This window comes from Pseudoflavonifractor sp. An184 (genome assembly GCF_002160305.1).
GTDB classification, from domain to species: domain Bacteria; phylum Bacillota; class Clostridia; order Oscillospirales; family Oscillospiraceae; genus Lawsonibacter; species Lawsonibacter pullicola.
The window spans coordinates 54,763-73,043 of record NZ_NFKI01000001.1 but is presented as its reverse complement, the minus strand read 5'-3'; the positions used below and the strand labels follow the sequence as shown (position 1 = coordinate 73,043).

Below are 18,281 nucleotides of genomic sequence, written 5' to 3'. Positions count from 1 at the left end.
TGCCACACGGAGCGGCAGGGGCTGTCATTCCAGCCGCCAGCCCTCGGCCTGCTCCCGGACCTGAACAAACCGGCGGTAGAGGCCGTCCTGCGCCATCAGCGCATCGTGAGTCCCCTGCTGAACGATCCGTCCCTGGTCCACCACCACGATCTGATCCGCGTCCCGGACGGTTGAAAGCCGGTGGGCGATGGAAATGAGTGTTTTGCCCGCCGTCAGCTCCCGGATGGCGGCCAAAAGCAGGTGTTCGTTCTCCGGGTCCACACTGGAAGTCGCCTCATCCAGAATGACGATGGGGGCGTCCTTCAGAATGGCGCGGGCAATGGAGACCCGCTGCTTCTCGCCTCCGGAGAGGGTGGAGCCGCCCTCTCCCACCATCGTATTATAGCCGTCGGGCAGCGCCATGATAAAGTCGTGGCACTGTGCGCGCTTGGCCGCCTCCACCACCTGCCCGTGAGTGGCGTTGGGATTGCCGAATTTGATGTTGTTCTCAATGGAGTCGTGGAAGAGATACACATTTTGGAAGACCATGGAGAGGTTTTTCAGCAGGCTGTCGGCGGTGCAGTCCTTCACATCCATGCCGCCCACGCAGACACTCCCCTCCTGCACATCCCAAAAACGGGCGATCAGGCTGCATAAGGTGGTCTTTCCAGAGCCGGACGGTCCCACCACGGCGCAGGTAGTCCCCTGGGGGATTTTGAGAGAAACATGGTCGATGACCTTCCGGCCTCCTCCATAGGAGAAGGATACCTCCTTCAGCTCAATGTCGAAGCGGCCGGGAGCGAGGGCCTTGTCCGTCCGGTCCAGGGAGGGGATGTTGGTCACAGCCTCCAGCCGGTCCAGCTCAGTGGCGATCTTCTTGTCCAGGAAGGAGCCGTCCCCCATGACCTCCATCTCGGAGTAGAGGATAAAGGACGCCACCAGGAACAAAAAGCAGTAGGTCAGGGAGATGGCCCCCTGCAGGTAGAGGAAGGTGGACAGGAACATGAGGGCGCAGCCGGTGAGCTTGAACACCAGAATATAGAGCCGCAGGGCGGGCAGGGCCGCCTTCTCCTGATCCAGCGCCGCCTTCTGCCGCCGGCGGAAGGACTGGTACACCGCGCCGTCCTGCCCCACCGTCTGGGAGAAGGAGCGCAGCACCGCGATGCCCCGGATGTACTCCAGCGACTGGGTGACCAGCTCCTCCTGCGCCTCCTGCACCTTGGGGGTGTGCTCTGCCGCGGCTTTCTGCACCATTCCCAGCACATAGAGGCCCACCAGCAGGCCCGCCAGGGACAGCAGGGAGAACCAGGGACTGAAAAACAGCATCATTACAATAATGATGACCGACATGGACACGCCGCCGGTGATGTCCGTGATAAACAGCATGGAATACTGCTCCAGCTCCACCACCGTGGAGGTGAGAGTGGTCTGGATGGTGCCCAGGCGCTGGTCGGAGAAGTAGCCCATGGGGGCGCTTTTCATCTTCTCACCGATAGCCAGCCGGTAGTCCCGGAAGATGTCGAAGCCCTTGGCGCTCATAGAGATGTCCTCCAGCCACTGGAACAGGAAACGGCCGAACACGCTGGCAATCAGGATGCCGAGGCCCTGTCCGATCACCTCGGCGGTGAGGCTGTCCAGATGGGAGATCACCACATAGACCGCCATGAGCATCATGGCCATGGAAAAGGTTTTCAGGATGTTGCAGACAATGCCCGCATAGATGTATTTTTTCTGGTCTCCGGCAATATCCAGAATCCGTTTGATGGTATGGAACATTCAGTTGACCTCCTTTCCGGCAAAAGCCGCCGTGCTTTGATACTGCTCCCACATAGTCCGGTACAGGGGGCAGGTGTTAAGCAGCTCCTCCTGCCGGCCGCAGGCGGCAAGCCGCCCCTGGTCGATCACCAGAATTTGATCCGCGTTCTGGATGGTGTTCAGCCGGTGGGCCACCACGATCAGGGTCTTGCCCCGTACCAGACGGGAGATGGCCTGTTGGATCTGCGCCTCGCTCTCGGGGTCAGCGAAGGCGGTTGCCTCGTCCAGAATGATGACGGACGCCTTTTTGAGCATGGCCCGGGCGATGGTGATGCGCTGGCGCTCTCCGCCGGAGAGCCGGTCCCCGGCGTCTCCGGCCAGGGTATCGTACCCCTGCTCCAGATTCATGATAAAGTCATGGCAGTTGGCGGCCCTGGCCGCGGCTTCCACCTCCGCGTCGGTGGCGCCGGGGTCGCCCATGCGGATATTCTCCCGGATGGACCTGTCAAAGAGGAAGTTGTCCTGGGCCACATAGCTGATCTCCCCCATGAGCTGGTCAAAGGGAATATTTTGGATGTCCTGCCCGCCGAAGGAGACCGTCCCGCCTGTGGCGTCCCAGAAGCCGGCCATCAGCTTGGCAATGGTGGATTTTCCGGAGCCGGAGGGCCCCACAATGGCGGTGATCTGCCCAGTGCGGGCGGTAAAGCTCACATCGTGGAGGACCTCTTTCTTCCCATCATAGGAGAAGCACACCCGGTCAAAACGGAAGGAACGCTCTCCCAGCTTCACCGGCTTTTCAGGCCGGCGCTGCTCCGGCGTGTCGAGGAAGTCCTGAATGGGGTCCAGGTTGGGAGCCATGTAGGAAAGCTGCCCCAGGGCAAAGCCGAATTTGATGAGCCCGGCCATAAAGCCGAAGGGGATGATGATGCAGGCCAGGAACAGGGGCAGCTCCAGCGTGCCCTGCATATAGAGCCACGCTCCCACGGGCAGCGTGCCCAGTAAAGTGGAGGGGAGCACCGCCTTGAAGCCCGCCATCCAAAACCAGCTCTGCCGCCACCAGGCCAGGGTGCTGTCGTGGAAAAAGTTGACCGACCGGGAGAACTCCCCGAAGCTCTTGCTCCCCTGCCCGAATGCCTTGATGACCTGGATGCCGCCCACATACTCCACCAGGGCGGCATTCATCTCGTTGCCCGAGCGCAGGTAGACGGCCATCTTCTCCTTGTACCCCCGCATCATGCACACGGCGAACACCAGGCTCAGGGGGACGGTAATGAAGGCGGCCAGCCCCATCCGCCAGTCCAGAACGAACACCAGGATGATGCTGAAAACCGGCCCGGCCAGGTTGGAGGGCAGCTCCGGCACCATGTGGGCGATGATGTCCTCCAGCCGCCCCACATTGTCCACCATCAAAGTCTTGAAGGTGCCGGAGGGGGTCTCCAGCATGACGCCCATGGGGACCTTCGCCATTTTATCCGCCAGAGCGCACCGGATGTTCTTCAGGATGGTGAAGGAAACTGTATGGCTGCGCATGGAGGACAGGCCGGTAAGCCACGCCCGCAGGCACATGCACACCGCCGCCGTCACCGCCATGACCGCCGCCCGTTCCACCGTGGCAGTGCCCTCATACAGCTCCTTCGCCAGCAGGGTCACCACAAAATAGGGGGCCATGCCGAACATCTCTCCGATAAAGGCCAGGATCACCGAGCCAGTCATTTTTCCCCTGGCCTCTCCAGAGAAGGAAAAGAGGACTTTCAGGGGATTTTCCCGTTTTGTTTTCATTCTGCACTTCCTTTCCGCCGTATTCCGATACGGCTCATGCTTTTCTGATATAGATTCGGGCCTGACCGCGTTTCCAAAGCGGGCTCCCAAGCCATGCGCCGATGGCGGCTCCCACGATGATGGCCGCCAGCATCAGGACCAGCATCCCCGGCGTAGCAAGCCCCTCCACCGCCGCGGCATAGGCTGGGGACATCTCTTCCGCGGCGCTGGCTGCCGTCCGGGCCGGGTCGATCCAAATGTAGAGTGGACTCCCGCTGGAGCTGAAGGCCAGCGGGAGAAAGCTCCAGCGGGCGGCCCGCAGGCCCTCATACCCGCCCAGCCGCCGCACCAGCTCCGCCAGCACCGCTCCGGCCGCCAGCGTCACCGCCATCCAGCCGGACAGCTCACCCGCCGCCAGGAACAGCAGAAGCACCACTAAGTTCATGAGTACCGGTACCCCAAACCGGGGCGTTCGGGCCGCCAGATACAGATACAGCCACCCCGATGCGGCGGCGGTGATGGCCGGGAGAAAGACCCAGAACAAGGGGGAAAATGACCCACACATCATCACCAGCACCGTGATCAGGAAATAGAGCAGGGACCCGCCGAGCACGGCAGCAAGGCTTCTGGCCGTCCATACACGCTTCATTTACATACGCACCTCCTGTTGTGGATTTTAGTTAGTTTTCGCTAACTCAAATGTAGAAAAAAGGGGCTGTTCAAAGCCCCAGGATGGCCCGCCAGCCGGGAATGAAGAACTGGTGCATCGTATCCAGGTAGTGCAGGGCCTCCTCCTTGGTGAAGTCATGGACTACCACTTCAAAGAGGGCGTTGGTATAGGCGGTCATAAGCAGATGGAGTTCTTTGGGGTCCACTTCTTTTACCGGGACGCCATGCTTCTTCGCTTCCTCCATGTAGGCCAGCGTCTCCTGCTGCTCCATAACCACAATATCGTGGAGAAACCAGGCATACTTGGTCCCGGCGGAACAGCAAAGCAGCAGCTTGAACTCGTTGAAATGGGAATAGATCTGTTCCACCACCAGGCCCAAATCATTGCCTGAATCCCACATGGCATCCAGGTCGCCCTGCTCCAGAAAGTCATAGTCCACCTGCCGCGTCCGCTCACACCACTTCTGAAGTTCGGAGAGTACCGGCTCCACCAGGGCGGCGAACATGGCCTCCTTGTCTACAAAGTGGCGGTACAGTCCGGCGGCGGTGATGCCAGCCTCCTCCGCGATCTCCCGCATGGTGGCCTTTTCAAAGCCTTTTTCCAGAAAGATCTTCATGGCGGCCGGTATGATCCGTTCGTGGGTTTCCGTCTTGTCCTTCGGCATACTTGCCTCCTTTCTTTGTTATCGTTGTTCGCTAACGATGTTTACAATATAGCACGCAGTGTTCAGCCTGTCAAGCCTCTCGTTCTGATTACCATGACAGATAGACACGATGGAAAAACCGCAGTCACCCATTTAGGGCAACTGCGGTTTTTCTGCCTATTCTGCTGCCTATGCTACAATCCCCAGCTTGCCGCCTGGCTCTGTTCAGCCCAAAGCCGGGCATAGATACCATTTCGTTTCAGCAGTTCCTCGTGGGTGCCCTGCTCGGCTACCTGGCCCTCATCAAGCACCACGATATTGTCGGCACTCATGATGGACTGGAGCCGGTGGGCGATGACGATGACGGTCTTTTCCGCGACCAGAGCGGAGATCGCCTGCTGGATTAGCACCTCATTCTCGGGGTCAAGGGAGGCCGTTGCCTCGTCCAGCAGAACAATGGGGGCATCCTTCAGCAAAGCCCGGGCAATGGAGATTCGCTGCTTTTCCCCCCCGGAGAGGGTGGAGCCGCCCTCTCCCACCATAGTCTGGTACCCGTCAGGCAGGGCCATGATGAAGTCGTGGCAGGCCGCGGCCTTGGCTGCCGCGATGATTTCCTCCTGGGTGGCGTCCGGCTTTCCCATGCGGATATTTCCCTCTACCGTGTCGTGAAAGAGATATACGTCCTGAAAGACTACACTAATGCGGCTGAGCACCTCGTCGCTTTTCATGTCCCGTACATCCACACCGCCCAGCCGCACCGCTCCCCTGTTCACATCCCAGAACCGGGCGGCCAACCGGGTGATGGTGGACTTCCCGGAGCCGGACGGCCCCACCAGTGCGGTGACGCTCCGGGCCGGGAATTGCAGGGAAATGTCGTGCAGGACCTCGGTTTTTCCATAGCCGAAGGATACATGGTCAAATACGATGTCTGTCCCTTGCGGTGTCTGACTAACTGTCGGTTCCGGCAGGGGCTTTTCATCAAACAGGGCCTTGATCCGTTCTCCGCTTCGGCGGGTGCGGGAGAAGTCCGCGATGAAGGTGAACAAAGTCAGGACCGGCTCATAGACCGTCAGCGTGAGGATCAGGAAGGCAATGTAATAGTAGGGTGTCAACTCCCCGCGGGTCAGCAGTACAACACCCACCAGAATAACCAGCCCGATCCCGCAACTCAAAATGGCCCGGCCCAGCATGCTCACCGGCGCGGCCGCGCCGGTCTCCATCCCGATTGCCGCCTTCCGCTCCTGGTCAAAGGATTTCTTAAGGCTTTGAAAGTGCTGGCCGGCCAAATTGAAGGCCCGGAGGATTTGAATGCCATTGACATATTCCAAGATGCCGGATGCCACTTCACGCTGGGCCTGCTGGAGATCGGCGCTGACCGTCCCCATCCGGCGCAGGCTCCAGAACGCAAAGGGAAGTGCCAGGGGGATCACCGCAAACAGTGCCAAAGTCATCATGCCGTTGAACCAGGAGAGGCATACGGCCGCCAGTACAAAGCGGATAACAATGACCGCTGTCTGTGGCAGTAACTGCTGGGATAAGTCGCCCACCGTCTGGTAATCCCGCAGAAGGACGGTGGACAGATCCCCAGCGTCCCTGCTGGAATAAAAGCCCATGGACAACTGGCGCAGATGCTCCCCCAATGTGATCTGGGAGTCCTTGATAATCCCCGCATAACCGGTGCAGGCATCTATGTAGGTTTTCTGGCGGATGAAGAAGTAGACGATCAACTGGGCCAAGAATCCGGCGGCAAGCCCCCAGAGTACCCCAGTGGGGAGTGCGGCCCCGGGTTCTGCCAGAGGGACAAGGAGGAAATAGACAGCACCCAGCATCAGTCCGTATGGGACAGACATTACAATGCTGTCAAAGAGGCACCAGGCCATCAGGCGCAGGTACTTCCCAGGGTGGCCCAGGGTCATCATTTGAAACCAATCTCTGAACTTCATACCTGCACCGCTCCCTTCCCGATACTCCAGCGATCCCGCCGCAGATTGGCGTCTACCAGATTCTTATAGGTCTCACAGCCTGTCAGCAGTTCCTCATGGGTCCCTGCCCCCACCAATTTCCCTTTGTCCATAACCAAGATTTGGTCTGCCCGCTCCACCGTTTTCAGCCGATGGGCAATCATCAGCACCGTCTTGTTCTGGGCCAGTTTCGCAAATGCCGCCTGGATCTTTGCCTCGTTTTCGGCGTCCGCGTAGGCGGTTGCCTCATCCAAGATGATGATAGGGGCGTCTTTCAGGAAGACCCGCGCAATGGCAAGGCGCTGCTTCTCACCGCCGGAGAGATAGGCGTCGTCCCGGCCCACCACTGTCTGATATCCCTGGGGCAATGCCTGGATAACCTCATGGATGCCGGCGTTCCGGGCCGCCTGCTCCACTTCCTCCATGGTGGCTTTGGTATTCCCCATACGGATGTTGTTTTCAATGGTATCTGTAAACAGCACGGAGTCTTGGAACACATAGGCCACCAGCTCCATCAGCCGTGCAGGCGGGATCTCCCGGATGTCCACGCCGCCAATACGGATGGTGCCTCCCTGGGGCTCATAGAACCGCAGCAAAAGCTGGGCCAGAGTGGATTTCCCACCACCAGAAGGTCCCACCAGCCCGGTGACAGTTCCTTGGGGCAGATGAAAGGATACACGGTCTACTGCTGGGATGCCCTCCGTATAGGCAAACTCCACATCTGAAAATTCCACATCGAACGTGGTGGGATCTCCAGCGCCGTCCTGATCCGGTTCCGGCTGGCGGAGGATGTTGTCGATGCGGTTGACCCCCTCCACGATACGGCCAGAGAGTATGACCATCTGCATCAGATTTTCCATAGGCTCCTTGAGGCCGCTGCCTACCAGAAAAAACAGCAGGATCACCGGCAGAAAGTCCAGGTAGCTCTCCGCCGTGGGGATCAGCAGCAAAACCGCCGGGAGCAGGAACAGCAGCTGTGCGCCGAAGAAAGCGTAGTAGGCACCCATGGGCCTGGCGTTGGCCCGGGCTGTCCGATCCACCACCTCGGTAAAGTGGTTGAGGTCCCCTTCATACCGCTGAAAGGCGTTGAGGGTGCGGTTGAACACCTTGATAACGCTCATGCCGTGGATATACTCCACGACCGTCCCCTGCATCCGCTCCTGGGCGTCGTGGAGTTCCACTTGGAGGGCCGCTTTGTCGGGCTGTTTCAAGCAGGCGGAGAGCAATACCAGAGAGATCAGAATAGGCAGCAGGGTCACAATGGCCAGCCGCCAGTCCATGCCGAACAGGTACAGCAGGGTGAAGACCGGCGTAGCAACTGCGGCCGCGATCTCGCAGAGGTGGTGCGCCAGAAACGCCTCGATCTGGTTGGAGTCATCGGAGACCACCTTCTTGATGGCTCCTTGGGTTGTGCCGGTGAAAAATCCGGAGGAGACGCGGGAGAGCTTCTCCATCAACTGCAGCCGCAGGTCGTAGATAATCTCATAGGCCGCCGTATGGGAAAGTGCGGAGGAGATGAAGGCGCACAGGCCGTAGACCAGCGCCGCTCCAAAGGTGACCGCGCAGAGCGTTAGGATCGCATTTTGATCCACCATGGATGGCTCCTGGTAATGAGCCAGCAGCTCCCGCACCACACCGTAGATGGTGAAGAATGGTACGATGCGAGCGGCCGAGGACAGGACGGACAGTACACAGGCCAAGGTCAATTTTCTCCCCCTTTGGCCCGCCAATTCAAAGAGCCGGGCAACGCCCTGTTTCTCTTTTGGGGATTTCGAGCGCATGAAAAACACCTCACTTTAATTAGTTATCGCTAACTCCTTCTGATAAAGAAAGGCGCGGTCAAGCGCCCTCCTCAAAAATCAGAGAATACAGGAGTCCATAGATATGGTCAAGGGTTCGGTCCAGAGCATCAGCATGCAGGGCATCCCGGTTGACCTTTGCCATCGCCATGATCTTAATGAGGTTGGCCACCACATGGAGGTCCAAATCAGGCCGTACCCCCTCCATATGGTCAAACAGGCCGTGCATGATCTCGGCCTCCCGCTGGTCATAGAGTCTGTCATCTGGACTGGTACACTCCGGGGAGGAAGCCTGCTTGAGTTTTTCCATGTCCTCTGCGGTTAGGTACTGGTAGATACTGTTCCGGCTGAATACGATGAGTTTCAGATACTCCTTGCCTTCCGCGGCGGTCATCTTCTCCCGGCCGTTCAGGATCTGCTCAAAGTGCCGCTTAACACGATCCCGCTGATATTCCATGATGTCAGTGACAAACTCCTCCTTGGAGGAGAAAAAGTTGTAAAAGGTGCTCTTACCCAGGCCGGCGGCTTGGGTGATCTTCTCCACAGAGGCATGGGTCATGCCGTGCTGTTTGATCAGTTCAAAGCCTGCGTCCAGCATCTTGATCCGCAGCTCCTCACGCTGGGTGGTAGAAAAAATCCTTGGCGACATAGGCGTCCTCCTTTTGCGACTATTATTTTAATTTTAGTCGCAAAAGAATAATAGCACACAGCTGTGCGTCTGTCAATCACTTTGCGACTATAATAATAATTTTATTCGCTTATGGTCATCGTCTCAGTTTATCGAGTCCACTCCGCAGCGATTTTTATAGCCGCTCCCGATCTCAGTTTTATAAAGATTGAATAAGGAGGAGCGGCCTCCAGTTCTTTTCTGCGTTGCCATACCATATTCCCAACGTCGGTTGACCTTTTCATAAAACTGTTCTTTTTTGATAAAATTATCGCAACTGTTCTAATCAGAACGAAGATTAACCACCTTATTCATTGGATTGTTCATCTTGTATCCTGCTCTGAGCACTGTCTTAATATAGTCTGGATGTTTCGGATCAGATTCCAATTTCCGTCTCAGCCGCCAGATGATATTCTCTACCGATGTAGTCCTATGCAGATACCCCTCTCCCCAAGCCGCTGCATAGAGCTGCACCTTGGAAAATACCTGCCCGGGGGCGCTGGCCATGCAGTAGAGCATGGCGTATTCCCCGTGGTTGAGACGCACTTCCCTGCCGGCCACAAACACCCGGCGGTGCCCGTGATGGATCTCCAACTCCCCGATGCGCAGCACGGAGGAGGCCGGGGCGTTGATATGGACCACTTCCGCCCGCTTGCCCTTCAGCGCATTCACGATTGCCTTAAATATACTGCCGTCCGGGTCGGCAGCTCGGATGACGATGATTTCGTCCACTATATTACCTCCCGCTGGCAAAAGGAGGGGGCCGTGTAGACGGCCCCCTCCTTTTGCTGTACTTATGACTCTGCTTCCACAACTGCCTTTAGTCGTCGGAAACTCTCGTCGCTGATGACATGCTCGATCCGGCAGGCATCCCGCTCGGCTGTTGCCGGGTCTACGCCGGCCTCGATCAGCCGGTCGGTAAAGAAACGGTGCTTTTCGTAGATCTGTTCCGCAACTTCCCGGCCCACATCAGTCAGATGCAGGAAATAGTCGCTGTCCATCGTGAGAAAGCCTCCGTCCCGCAGGGTCGCCACAGCATGGCACACGCTGGGCTTGGACACCTCCATGTGCCGGGCCACATCCACGGAGCGTACCATGCCCCTCTGCTTTTGTAGGACCAAAATAGCCTCCAAGTAGTCCTCGCCAGACTGGTGTAGCGCCAAATCATTTTGCCCCCTTCCCTTTGGAAGTGTTTCCTGTAACAAGGAGCCGGCCTACTAAGGTCGGCTCCTTGTCACGGGTTCAATTGTTCAAAAGCCGGATGCAAATGCAGTGCTTCATCACTCTGCCGGCTGAATCAACCGCACATCAAAGAACATGGGCGTGCTGGAGAAATCGTAGCCCGCAACCTTGTCCGTGTTGTAGACAATCATATCCTTGACGAACAGCAGGGGCAGATCCAGCACATTGTCGTTATCAAAGTTCAGCAGCTGATCAAAGATTTCCTGAACTCTGGTAGGATCATCAGTGGTCTGAAACTCCTCAATCAGAGCCAGGAACTTGTCGCTGCCCTCCACAGCGGTGAGGCTGGGCACATGGGGAGAGCGAGACAGCATGGGGATGAAGTAATTGTGGGGGCTGGTATAGGGCTGCTCCGTGTTCCACATGATGAGGTCGTAGTTACCAGCAACGCCTTCCTGCCACCAGGTCATCATCTCCTGGCCTTCCGTCTCCACATCGATACCCACCGCCGCCAGTTGGCTCTTGACCGCTGTGGCCAGCGACTTGTTCAGTGCATCTCCGGAATCGTAGGTGTATTTCAGGGATAGCGCCTGTCCGTCCTTCTCCCGGATGCCGGTGGACTCATTCAGCACCCATCCGGCTTCATCCAGAAGCGCGTTGGCTTTTTCGGGGTCGTAGGTACGGACGACATTCAGTTCCACATCCGTATAGGGGATGCCATCAGGGAACAGGTGGTCGGCGGGAGTCTCCTCGCCGTAGGTCAGCCCTTCGGAGAGAGTCTCCTTGTCGATAGCGTAGGCCACGGCCTCGCGCACTTTCAAATCAGACAAAACGCCGGAGGCGTTGAGCACCAGGTTTCGGGTCTTGGAATCGCTCTCCGCCACCGCGCCGGCAATATTGGGAAGAGAGAGGGCCTGCTGATAGTCGTCCCAGGTCAGAAGCGCGCTGCCGTAGATCAGGTCGATCTCGCCGCTCTGGAGCGCCTGGAGCCGAGCAGAGGCGTCGGGGATGTACTTGACAATGACTTCATCATAATAGGGCTGCTCTCCCCAGTAGTTCTCGTTGCGGACAAAGCGGACATAATCGCCGTCCACAATCTCCTCATACACATAGGGGCCGGTGCCCACCACGCCGTTCATGGACTGGTAGTTTCCCTCCTCCAATACGGCGGGAGATACCAGGACCATGGTTTCTGGATAGCAGAAGTCCATTAGATAGGCGAAATAGGCATTGGGATAATGGAATGTCACTGTGTACTCATCCACGACCTCAATGCTCTCCACCTTGGCCACGGCGGAGATGTTGCTGAAATTGGGATTGGGGTGTGCAAACTCAAAATCTGTCTTGACTGCCTCTGCATTGAACGGCGTCCCATCGTGGAACGTGACGCCCTCTTTCAGATGGAAGGTCAGAGCAGTTCCGTCATCGGAAAACTCCCAGCTCTCCGCCAGGCAGGGGACGACCTCCCCGTTTTCATAGTTGACAAGGCCCTCATAACAGAGCTTTGTGCCGATATTGTTCTGCACATCCATGTTGAGGGGATAAAGGGTGTTCAGCTCCGCACTGACCGCCGTGGTCAGGATCTTGGGTTCGTCCTCCGTCTGGCCAGAGGACGGTTCCTGCGAAGTGGAAGGTGTTTCATTTCCACCGCAGCCTGCCAGCGCGCCGCAGAGCAGAGCGCCGCAGAGGGCAAGAGAAAGCAGTCTCTTTTTCATGGTTTACTTCCTTTCGTTACTGTTTTATGCCAACACGGACGATTTGCCCGGCTTGCATCGTGAGAATGGTGTCGGACAGGCGGTAGGCGCTGTCCATATCATGGGTGATAAGCAGAAAAGCGCAGTCAAATTCCCGATGATATTGTTCCAGGACACGCATGACGGCATCGGCGGAGATCAGATCCAGACCGCTGAGCACCTCATCCAGAATGAGGTACTTGGGCCGGATCGACATGGCCCGCACCAGGGAGAGCCTCCGTTGCTCTCCGCCAGATAGCTGCCGGGCGGGGATCTCCAATAGCCGTTCTTCCATATGGGTCAGTTCCATGAGTTCGCCAACGCGCTCGCGGCGCTGCCGCTTTGAGAGGGAGGTAAGGTTGACCATCGCCTCCTCCACATTACTGCGGACAGAGCGCATGGGGTTCAGTGTCCCGCTGGCATCCTGAAAAACCGCCTGGAGCTTTGTGCGCCGTTTTCGCCAGTCCTCGGTGCTCCAACCGGAGGTATCCTCTCCATCAAGGAAGATTGCCCCCTGATCCGGGGCCTCCAGGCCAACCAACAGGCGTGCCAGGGTACTTTTCCCAGAGCCGGACTCTCCTACCAGAGAGGTGAAGGAGCCGGGTTCCAGACGAATGGACACATCCCGAAGCGCAGCAAAGGAGAGTCCGTGCGTGCCGGCGTAGGTTTTGCTGATGTGCTCGGCAATTAGTCCGTCCATGTCCATCCCTCCCTGCTCACCGGGTGATTTGCCGCGGCATATTCCTTGGTCCACGCCTGTTTGGGGTGTTCCAGAAGTTCCTGAATCGTCCCCTGTTCGGTCAGCATTCCATGCTCCATCACATGGACCGTTCCGCAGAGGGTGCGGAGTGCGGCAACATCGTGGGAGATAAACAGGATGCCTGCGGTTTCCCTCTGCTTCTCCAGCAGCTCCAGCAAAAGTGTCCGATTTTCCGCGTCCAGCGCGGAGGTGGGCTCGTCGGCCAAAATATATCTGGGATGCAGGGCCAGCAGTAATGCGGCCGCTGCCCGCTGGAGCATCCCGCCGGAGAGCTGGGCGGGATAGCTGTCCAGCACCCGCCGGGGCTGGGACAGGCCCAGTTCCGCCAGAAGCGTTTCTGCCCGCTCCACCGCCTCTTTCCCGAAAACGCCCGTTCTCAGCCGCAGAGTCTCTTCCATTTGACGCCCCATCTTGAGCCTGGGGTCAAATGCAGTCATCGGGTTTTGCGGGATAAAACCCAGAGTCGTTCCGCACAGCTCCCGCCGTTTCCGCGGAGGCAGGGTCCATAGAGATTGGCCGTCCACCTGGATCGTGCCGCCGCTGACCTGACAGCCGCCGCTCAAAATACCGAGCAGTGCCTTGAGCAGCGTGGTTTTGCCCGCCCCGCTCTGTCCAGTCAACCCTATCGCCTCGCCAATCTCGATCTGAAAGGAGATTTGATTAAGAAGTTGAGCGCCGCTCCGGGCGGTCACGGACAAATTGTTTACCTCAAGCACGGGCGGACACCCTCCTTTCGATCCAGCGTCCCAGCATATGGAATGCCATGGTACACAGCACGATCATCAAGACCGGATACAGCGTAAGACCGGGATAGGAGAGCAGATAGTGGTGTGTCTCCGACACCATGCTGCCCCAGTCCACCACATTGTCTCCCATGCCCAGGCCGATAAACGAAAAGCTGACGATGGACAGCGTCATATCCGCACAGGAGAGGCAGATGAAGTGGAGAACATCCCAGATGAGGTTCGGGAGGATGTGGACAAACAAGATACGGCTCGGCTTTGCACCGGAGGCCACCGCGCACATCACATAGGCCTTCCCCTGTTCGATTTCGGTCCGTGTTTGAACTAGTTTGATGACCCGAAGCATCAGGGAAGCCGACACTGCCACTACCATGGTGAACACACTGTTGCCCCAAGCCGCAATGAAGATGATCAGGTAGGCGATGGGCGGGATGGCGGTAACCGCGTTCAGCACGCCCTCTAAAATTAGGTTTTTGCCGTTCTTCCCACTGCCCATGAGCAGTCCGATCAGCGTCCCAAAAACGGAAACCGTAACAGAGCCCACTAAGACGATACCCAGGGTCGTCCGCCCGCCGTAGAGCAGGCGGGACAGCACACAGCGCCCCAGGTTGTCCGCGCCTAAGGGGAACTCCGGGCAAGGTGCCAGGAACTTCTTGGTCAGGTCCACCAGTTCCGGGTCATTAGGGGCGAACACAAATCCGAATGCACAGACACAGAGGACTAGTAGCGGCAGGACCATTCCCGCCTTTGATGCAAAATAATGTTTTCTCATGCCCGGCCTCCCGCAGCCCGCATATCACTTCTCAGGGCATATTGTAAAAGTTCCGCGACTGTATCTAAAAGCACCAGTGTCAGCGCCAGCACCAGAACAGCGGCGTGGATCACCGGCGAGTCCCGTTTCACCACTGCGTCAATGATCAGGTAGCCCAAGCCGGACAGGGAGAACACCCGCTCCACAATGGCCGCATTGGCGAGGCACAGCCCCAGCATCTGGGCAAAACTGGGCAGAAGGTCCACCACAGCGTGAGGAAACGCATGGAATAGGAGGATGCGCCCATCCTGCAGCCCGCGGCACCGTAAGTACATGGCATAATCCTGCTCCATCTCCCGCTCCAGTGAGGCTGCGAGCATCTGTCCATAAAAACAGATCCCCAAGACCGACAGGCAGAGCGCCACCGGGAAATACCGGGCAAAACCGCTGTTTCCCGACACGCTGATCCAGCCCAGCCGCACCGCGAACAAGTCGATAAAAGCGGTACCCAGATAGAAGCCAGGCACGGAAATGCCGATCATGGTCAGAAAGGAGAGGATCATGCCGCCGGCTTTCTGCCGCCAAAGGTACCCCAGCATCCCTACTCCCAGAACGCCCAAGGACATAATCACAGCGGAATAGGCCACCACCGTCAGGGTAACGGGCACCGTTTTGGCCAATTCCTCCGTCACCGGATTTCCCGTTCCCAGAGAAATCCCGAAGTCCATGTGGAGCGCGTCCACCACCCAATCGAAATACTGCACCGGCAATGGCTTGTCCAGACCCAGTATGACCCGGGCCTCGTCGATCTGCTCCTGGGTGACGACCGCAGAATTGCGCTTCACATACGCTGTGGCCGGATCAACGGGAGAGAGCCGCATCAGCAGGAAAGAGAGAAGCGTGACGACAAACAAAGTCAGCAGAACGACGGTGACTCGCCGAATGAGATACCGCCTGGTCCGCTGTGCCATAAGACCACCTCCAAATAGTTAGATAATGCTAACCTCATATCAAAGAGAAAGCGCACCGGACTCGATGCGCTTTTTTGGCAGATGCCCTTGCGTACAAAGACATTTTAGCGGATTTTCACTTGTCTCGCCACTCCCGCAGGACGCTGTCTGCTCCTATAAGACAAAAAGTTTTGCGGTACTCTGTTGGGGTATGCCCTGTATGCTGGCGGAACACTTCGGAAAACTTGCTGGCATTCTGGTACCCCACCTTTCCAGCGATTTCAGTCACATCCAATCTGGTCTCTCGCAAAAGTCCCGCTGCTGTATGCATACGGTAGGCCTGCAGATACGCATTGATGGTAGTTCCATAAACTTCCTTGAAGCACTTTTTCATAGAAGTCAGCGGAAAGGAAAAAGTCTGTGAGAGAGTTTGCAGAGTGATCCGGCGGTCCAAATGCTCTATCAAGTACTGCCGGACAGATTTGATCTGTTCTGCCTGGGATCGGTCTACATACAGACGGTCTTCTCCCTGCGCTGTGATCTCTGGGGAGCCAAGGAAGAGGAACAATTCCATCACCTTGAGTTTGAAATAACCGGCCCGCAGATCCTCCGGCGCATGGTATAGCTCAGAGAATATATGCTGAATGGAGTCAGCCGCCCGCATAACGAAGCAGGAGTTGTGGGCACACAGCCGGTCCCGCATGGCAAAAAGGTCGCAGTACAGCCCTTCGCCCAGCGCCTCCGACACCTGACGCAAAACCCTGTCCGCCACCGGAATATCCACTGCGATGGTGATGCCGTGGTAGTGGGACAGGGGGAACCAGGTCTCACGAGTCCGGTTGGTCATGACATTGACTGCCAGATCGCCTTCCCCCAGATAGACAGCCCTTCCATCCGAAAACTCACACTCAAATCGCCCTGTCCGGCAGTGATTGATCTCCAGCAGATCGGCCCGTGGGTCCTCTCGGTGCGCCACCCCGCAGGACATATGAATATCGTCATAGAGCAGTTCAATTCCGGGGAACACCGGGTATCGGGTGATGACACCCTCTCCGGTTTCATTTTCCATCTTATAGACAGAACAATTCTCCCCCCGAATGATAGTCTGAGCCGCCTCGCCCTTGAGGACTTGGGTTTTGATCAGTTCCTCGTCCGCAAAGCGGACATGCTCCAATCCGGTCATTGTGCCGATTTCTCCTCAAGTATCCAATTTCCACCTGAGCGCCTCTTGGCGGACACCCACAAAGTCAGCATACAGGCCGCCTTGGGCCATCAGTTCCTGATGGGTGCCCCGCTGAACGATGTGCCCGCCGCTGAGGACCAGAATTTGATCAGCGTTCCGCACCGTGTTCAGGCGGTGGGCGATCATGATGAGCGTCTTTCCGCGGGTCAGGGCGGAGATGGCTGCCTGCAGCTCCGCCTCATTCTCCGGGTCCACGCTGGCGGTGGCTTCGTCCAAAATCACAATGGGAGCGTCCTTCAGCATGGCCCGGGCAATGGAGATGCGCTGCTTTTCCCCACCAGAGAGTGAACCGCCTCCCTCACCCAAGACTGTATCATATCCATCCGGCAGTGCCATGATAAAGTCGTGGCAGCAGGCGGCCCTAGCGGCGGCCACCACCTGCTCGTGGGTGGCATCCGGGCGGCCAAACTTGATGTTGTTCTCCACTGTGTCGTTGAAGAGGTACACCGACTGGAACACCATGGAGATATTCTTCATCAGGCTGTCCAGCTTGTACTCCCGCACATCGTAGCCTCCCACAGTGATTTTACCGCTCTGCACATCCCAGAACCGGGCGATCAGGTTGCAGAGGGTGGTCTTGCCGCCGCCGGAGGGTCCCACCACGGCGGTGATGCTACCAGAGGGAACGGTCAAGCTCACGTGGTCCAGGATCGTCCGGTCCCCATAGGCGAAGGACACATCCTGAAATTCCACAGAGGTGTCCGCCGGCGTCAGCTCCGCCCCGTCGATGTCCATGACCGGGGTGTCGTCAATGGAGTTGGCCTTGTCCATGGAGGCCCCCAGCATCTGCAGATTGTCCGCCATATTGCCGGCGCTCTCCAGCTCCGCATAGAGCATGAACGAAGCCACCAGCATCAAGAGGCACCGGGCCAAGGACAACGTGCCGCCGGAGTAGAAGGCCAGGGCACACACAGCGATGGCCACGGAGAACACCCGCACCACCACCTGACGGAGCCCCATCCAGGGGACTACCGACTTTTCCAGCGACAGGGCCTTGTCACAGCTCTCGTCCACAGTCCTCTGCACCGCCTGGCCGCTGTCCTTGTCCAGACCATAGGACTTTACCACGCTCATACCCTGGATGTACTCCAGCACCGCCTCCACCAAGTTCATCTGGGCGTGCTGCCGGGCAGGGCCGGTTTTCAGCATGGCTCGCTGGGAGAGCTCCGTCACTCCCAGATAGGCCAGGATACCCGCGATGGCCAGCAGACCCAGCCGCCAGTCCGCCACCGTGAGCCCCAGGCACAGGCCCAAGGTGTTAAGGAACCCGCCGATAACGCTCACCAGGCACCGGGCGGCATTGTTTTCCACATCGGACAGGGTCGTGGTGACCACGGCGGTGATGTTCCCCAGGGAGTTGTCGTTGAAATAGCCCATGGGGATATATCGCAGCCGGTCTCCGATGTGAATTCGTTTCTCCGCCACCATGAAGTAGCCTGTCTCCGTTTCTGCATTGGTGGACCAGTAGGAACATGCCGCCCGGCCTACCACAGATACCACCATCACACCAATGACCGGCCAAATGCGCAGGTCCGCCCCGCCCACCAGAATATCCAAGGTGAGCATCAGGGCGGCAAACTGGAGGGCGGCGAACACCGCTCCCAGGAAGGCTACCGCCATGGACTTTTTCAAGAGCCCCCGCCGGGTCCCCGCAAAGTCGGAGATCTTCTTCAGAACACTGAACACG

General features: G+C 57.8%; 16 protein-coding genes. All 16 read right to left on the bottom strand.

Translation table 11 applies throughout. The features are described from left to right. Positions 1–24: 24 nt before the first annotated feature. The 16 genes from B5F19_RS00365 to B5F19_RS00290 all read right to left on the bottom strand — a co-directional run bounded on the left by B5F19_RS00365 (position 25) and on the right by B5F19_RS00290 (position 18,280). On the bottom strand, positions 25–1,755 hold the full coding sequence (locus tag B5F19_RS00365) for an ABC transporter ATP-binding protein (protein ID WP_087236192.1): 1,731 nt from the start codon (positions 1,753–1,755) through the stop codon (positions 25–27). Beyond that, on the bottom strand, positions 1,756–3,513 hold the full coding sequence (locus B5F19_RS00360; RefSeq protein ID WP_087236190.1) for an ABC transporter ATP-binding protein: 1,758 nt from the start codon (positions 3,511–3,513) through the stop codon (positions 1,756–1,758). A gap of 34 nt (positions 3,514–3,547) precedes the next feature. Further along, positions 3,548–4,141: an MptD family putative ECF transporter S component gene (locus B5F19_RS00355; RefSeq protein WP_087286372.1), complete on the bottom strand. Its 594-nt coding sequence runs from the start codon at positions 4,139–4,141 to the stop codon at positions 3,548–3,550. A gap of 70 nt (positions 4,142–4,211) precedes the next feature. Next, positions 4,212–4,826, bottom strand: a complete 615-nt coding sequence (locus B5F19_RS00350; protein ID WP_006573116.1) for a TetR/AcrR family transcriptional regulator — start codon at positions 4,824–4,826, stop codon at positions 4,212–4,214. Positions 4,827–4,999: 173 nt separating this feature from the next. Continuing rightward, positions 5,000–6,748 (bottom strand): ABC transporter ATP-binding protein, encoded by a 1,749-nt coding sequence (locus B5F19_RS00345; RefSeq protein WP_204248278.1) that lies wholly within the window; start codon positions 6,746–6,748, stop codon positions 5,000–5,002. Then, the gene (locus tag B5F19_RS00340) at positions 6,745–8,466 is read right to left on the bottom strand and encodes an ABC transporter ATP-binding protein (RefSeq protein WP_242972645.1); all 1,722 of its coding nucleotides are present in this window, start codon (positions 8,464–8,466) and stop codon (positions 6,745–6,747) included. The genes B5F19_RS00345 and B5F19_RS00340 overlap by 4 nt, the downstream gene beginning before the upstream one ends. Positions 8,467–8,605: 139 nt before the next feature. Then, positions 8,606–9,214, bottom strand: coding sequence for a TetR/AcrR family transcriptional regulator (locus B5F19_RS00335; RefSeq protein WP_087286370.1), 609 nt, complete (start codon positions 9,212–9,214; stop codon positions 8,606–8,608). Between the two features lie 300 nt (positions 9,215–9,514). Next, positions 9,515–9,964, bottom strand: a complete 450-nt coding sequence (locus B5F19_RS00330; RefSeq protein WP_087286367.1) for a response regulator transcription factor — start codon at positions 9,962–9,964, stop codon at positions 9,515–9,517. Positions 9,965–10,026: 62 nt separating this feature from the next. Continuing rightward, the gene (locus B5F19_RS00325; protein ID WP_087286364.1) at positions 10,027–10,395 is read right to left on the bottom strand and encodes a metal-dependent transcriptional regulator; all 369 of its coding nucleotides are present in this window, start codon (positions 10,393–10,395) and stop codon (positions 10,027–10,029) included. 117 nt (positions 10,396–10,512) lie between these two features. Then, positions 10,513–12,129: a nickel ABC transporter substrate-binding protein gene (locus B5F19_RS00320; RefSeq protein WP_087286361.1), complete on the bottom strand. Its 1,617-nt coding sequence runs from the start codon at positions 12,127–12,129 to the stop codon at positions 10,513–10,515. 16 nt (positions 12,130–12,145) lie between these two features. Continuing rightward, positions 12,146–12,847 (bottom strand): dipeptide/oligopeptide/nickel ABC transporter ATP-binding protein, encoded by a 702-nt coding sequence (locus tag B5F19_RS00315; RefSeq protein ID WP_238072745.1) that lies wholly within the window; start codon positions 12,845–12,847, stop codon positions 12,146–12,148. Then, the gene (locus tag B5F19_RS00310; RefSeq protein WP_087286358.1) at positions 12,835–13,623 is read right to left on the bottom strand and encodes an ABC transporter ATP-binding protein; all 789 of its coding nucleotides are present in this window, start codon (positions 13,621–13,623) and stop codon (positions 12,835–12,837) included. Before B5F19_RS00310 ends, B5F19_RS00315 begins: the two co-directional genes overlap by 13 nt. After that, positions 13,616–14,422, bottom strand: a complete 807-nt coding sequence (locus tag B5F19_RS00305; protein WP_204248277.1) for an ABC transporter permease — start codon at positions 14,420–14,422, stop codon at positions 13,616–13,618. The genes B5F19_RS00310 and B5F19_RS00305 overlap by 8 nt, the downstream gene beginning before the upstream one ends. After that, entirely contained in the window at positions 14,419–15,372 is a 954-nt protein-coding gene (locus tag B5F19_RS00300; RefSeq protein ID WP_087286355.1) for an ABC transporter permease, read from the bottom strand. Before B5F19_RS00300 ends, B5F19_RS00305 begins: the two co-directional genes overlap by 4 nt. A gap of 115 nt (positions 15,373–15,487) precedes the next feature. Next, the gene (locus B5F19_RS00295) at positions 15,488–16,534 is read right to left on the bottom strand and encodes an AraC family transcriptional regulator (protein WP_087286352.1); all 1,047 of its coding nucleotides are present in this window, start codon (positions 16,532–16,534) and stop codon (positions 15,488–15,490) included. A gap of 15 nt (positions 16,535–16,549) precedes the next feature. Beyond that, a complete protein-coding gene (locus B5F19_RS00290) occupies positions 16,550–18,280 on the bottom strand; it encodes an ABC transporter ATP-binding protein (RefSeq protein ID WP_087286349.1) in 1,731 nt (576 codons plus the stop codon). Position 18,281: the final 1 nt, after the last annotated feature.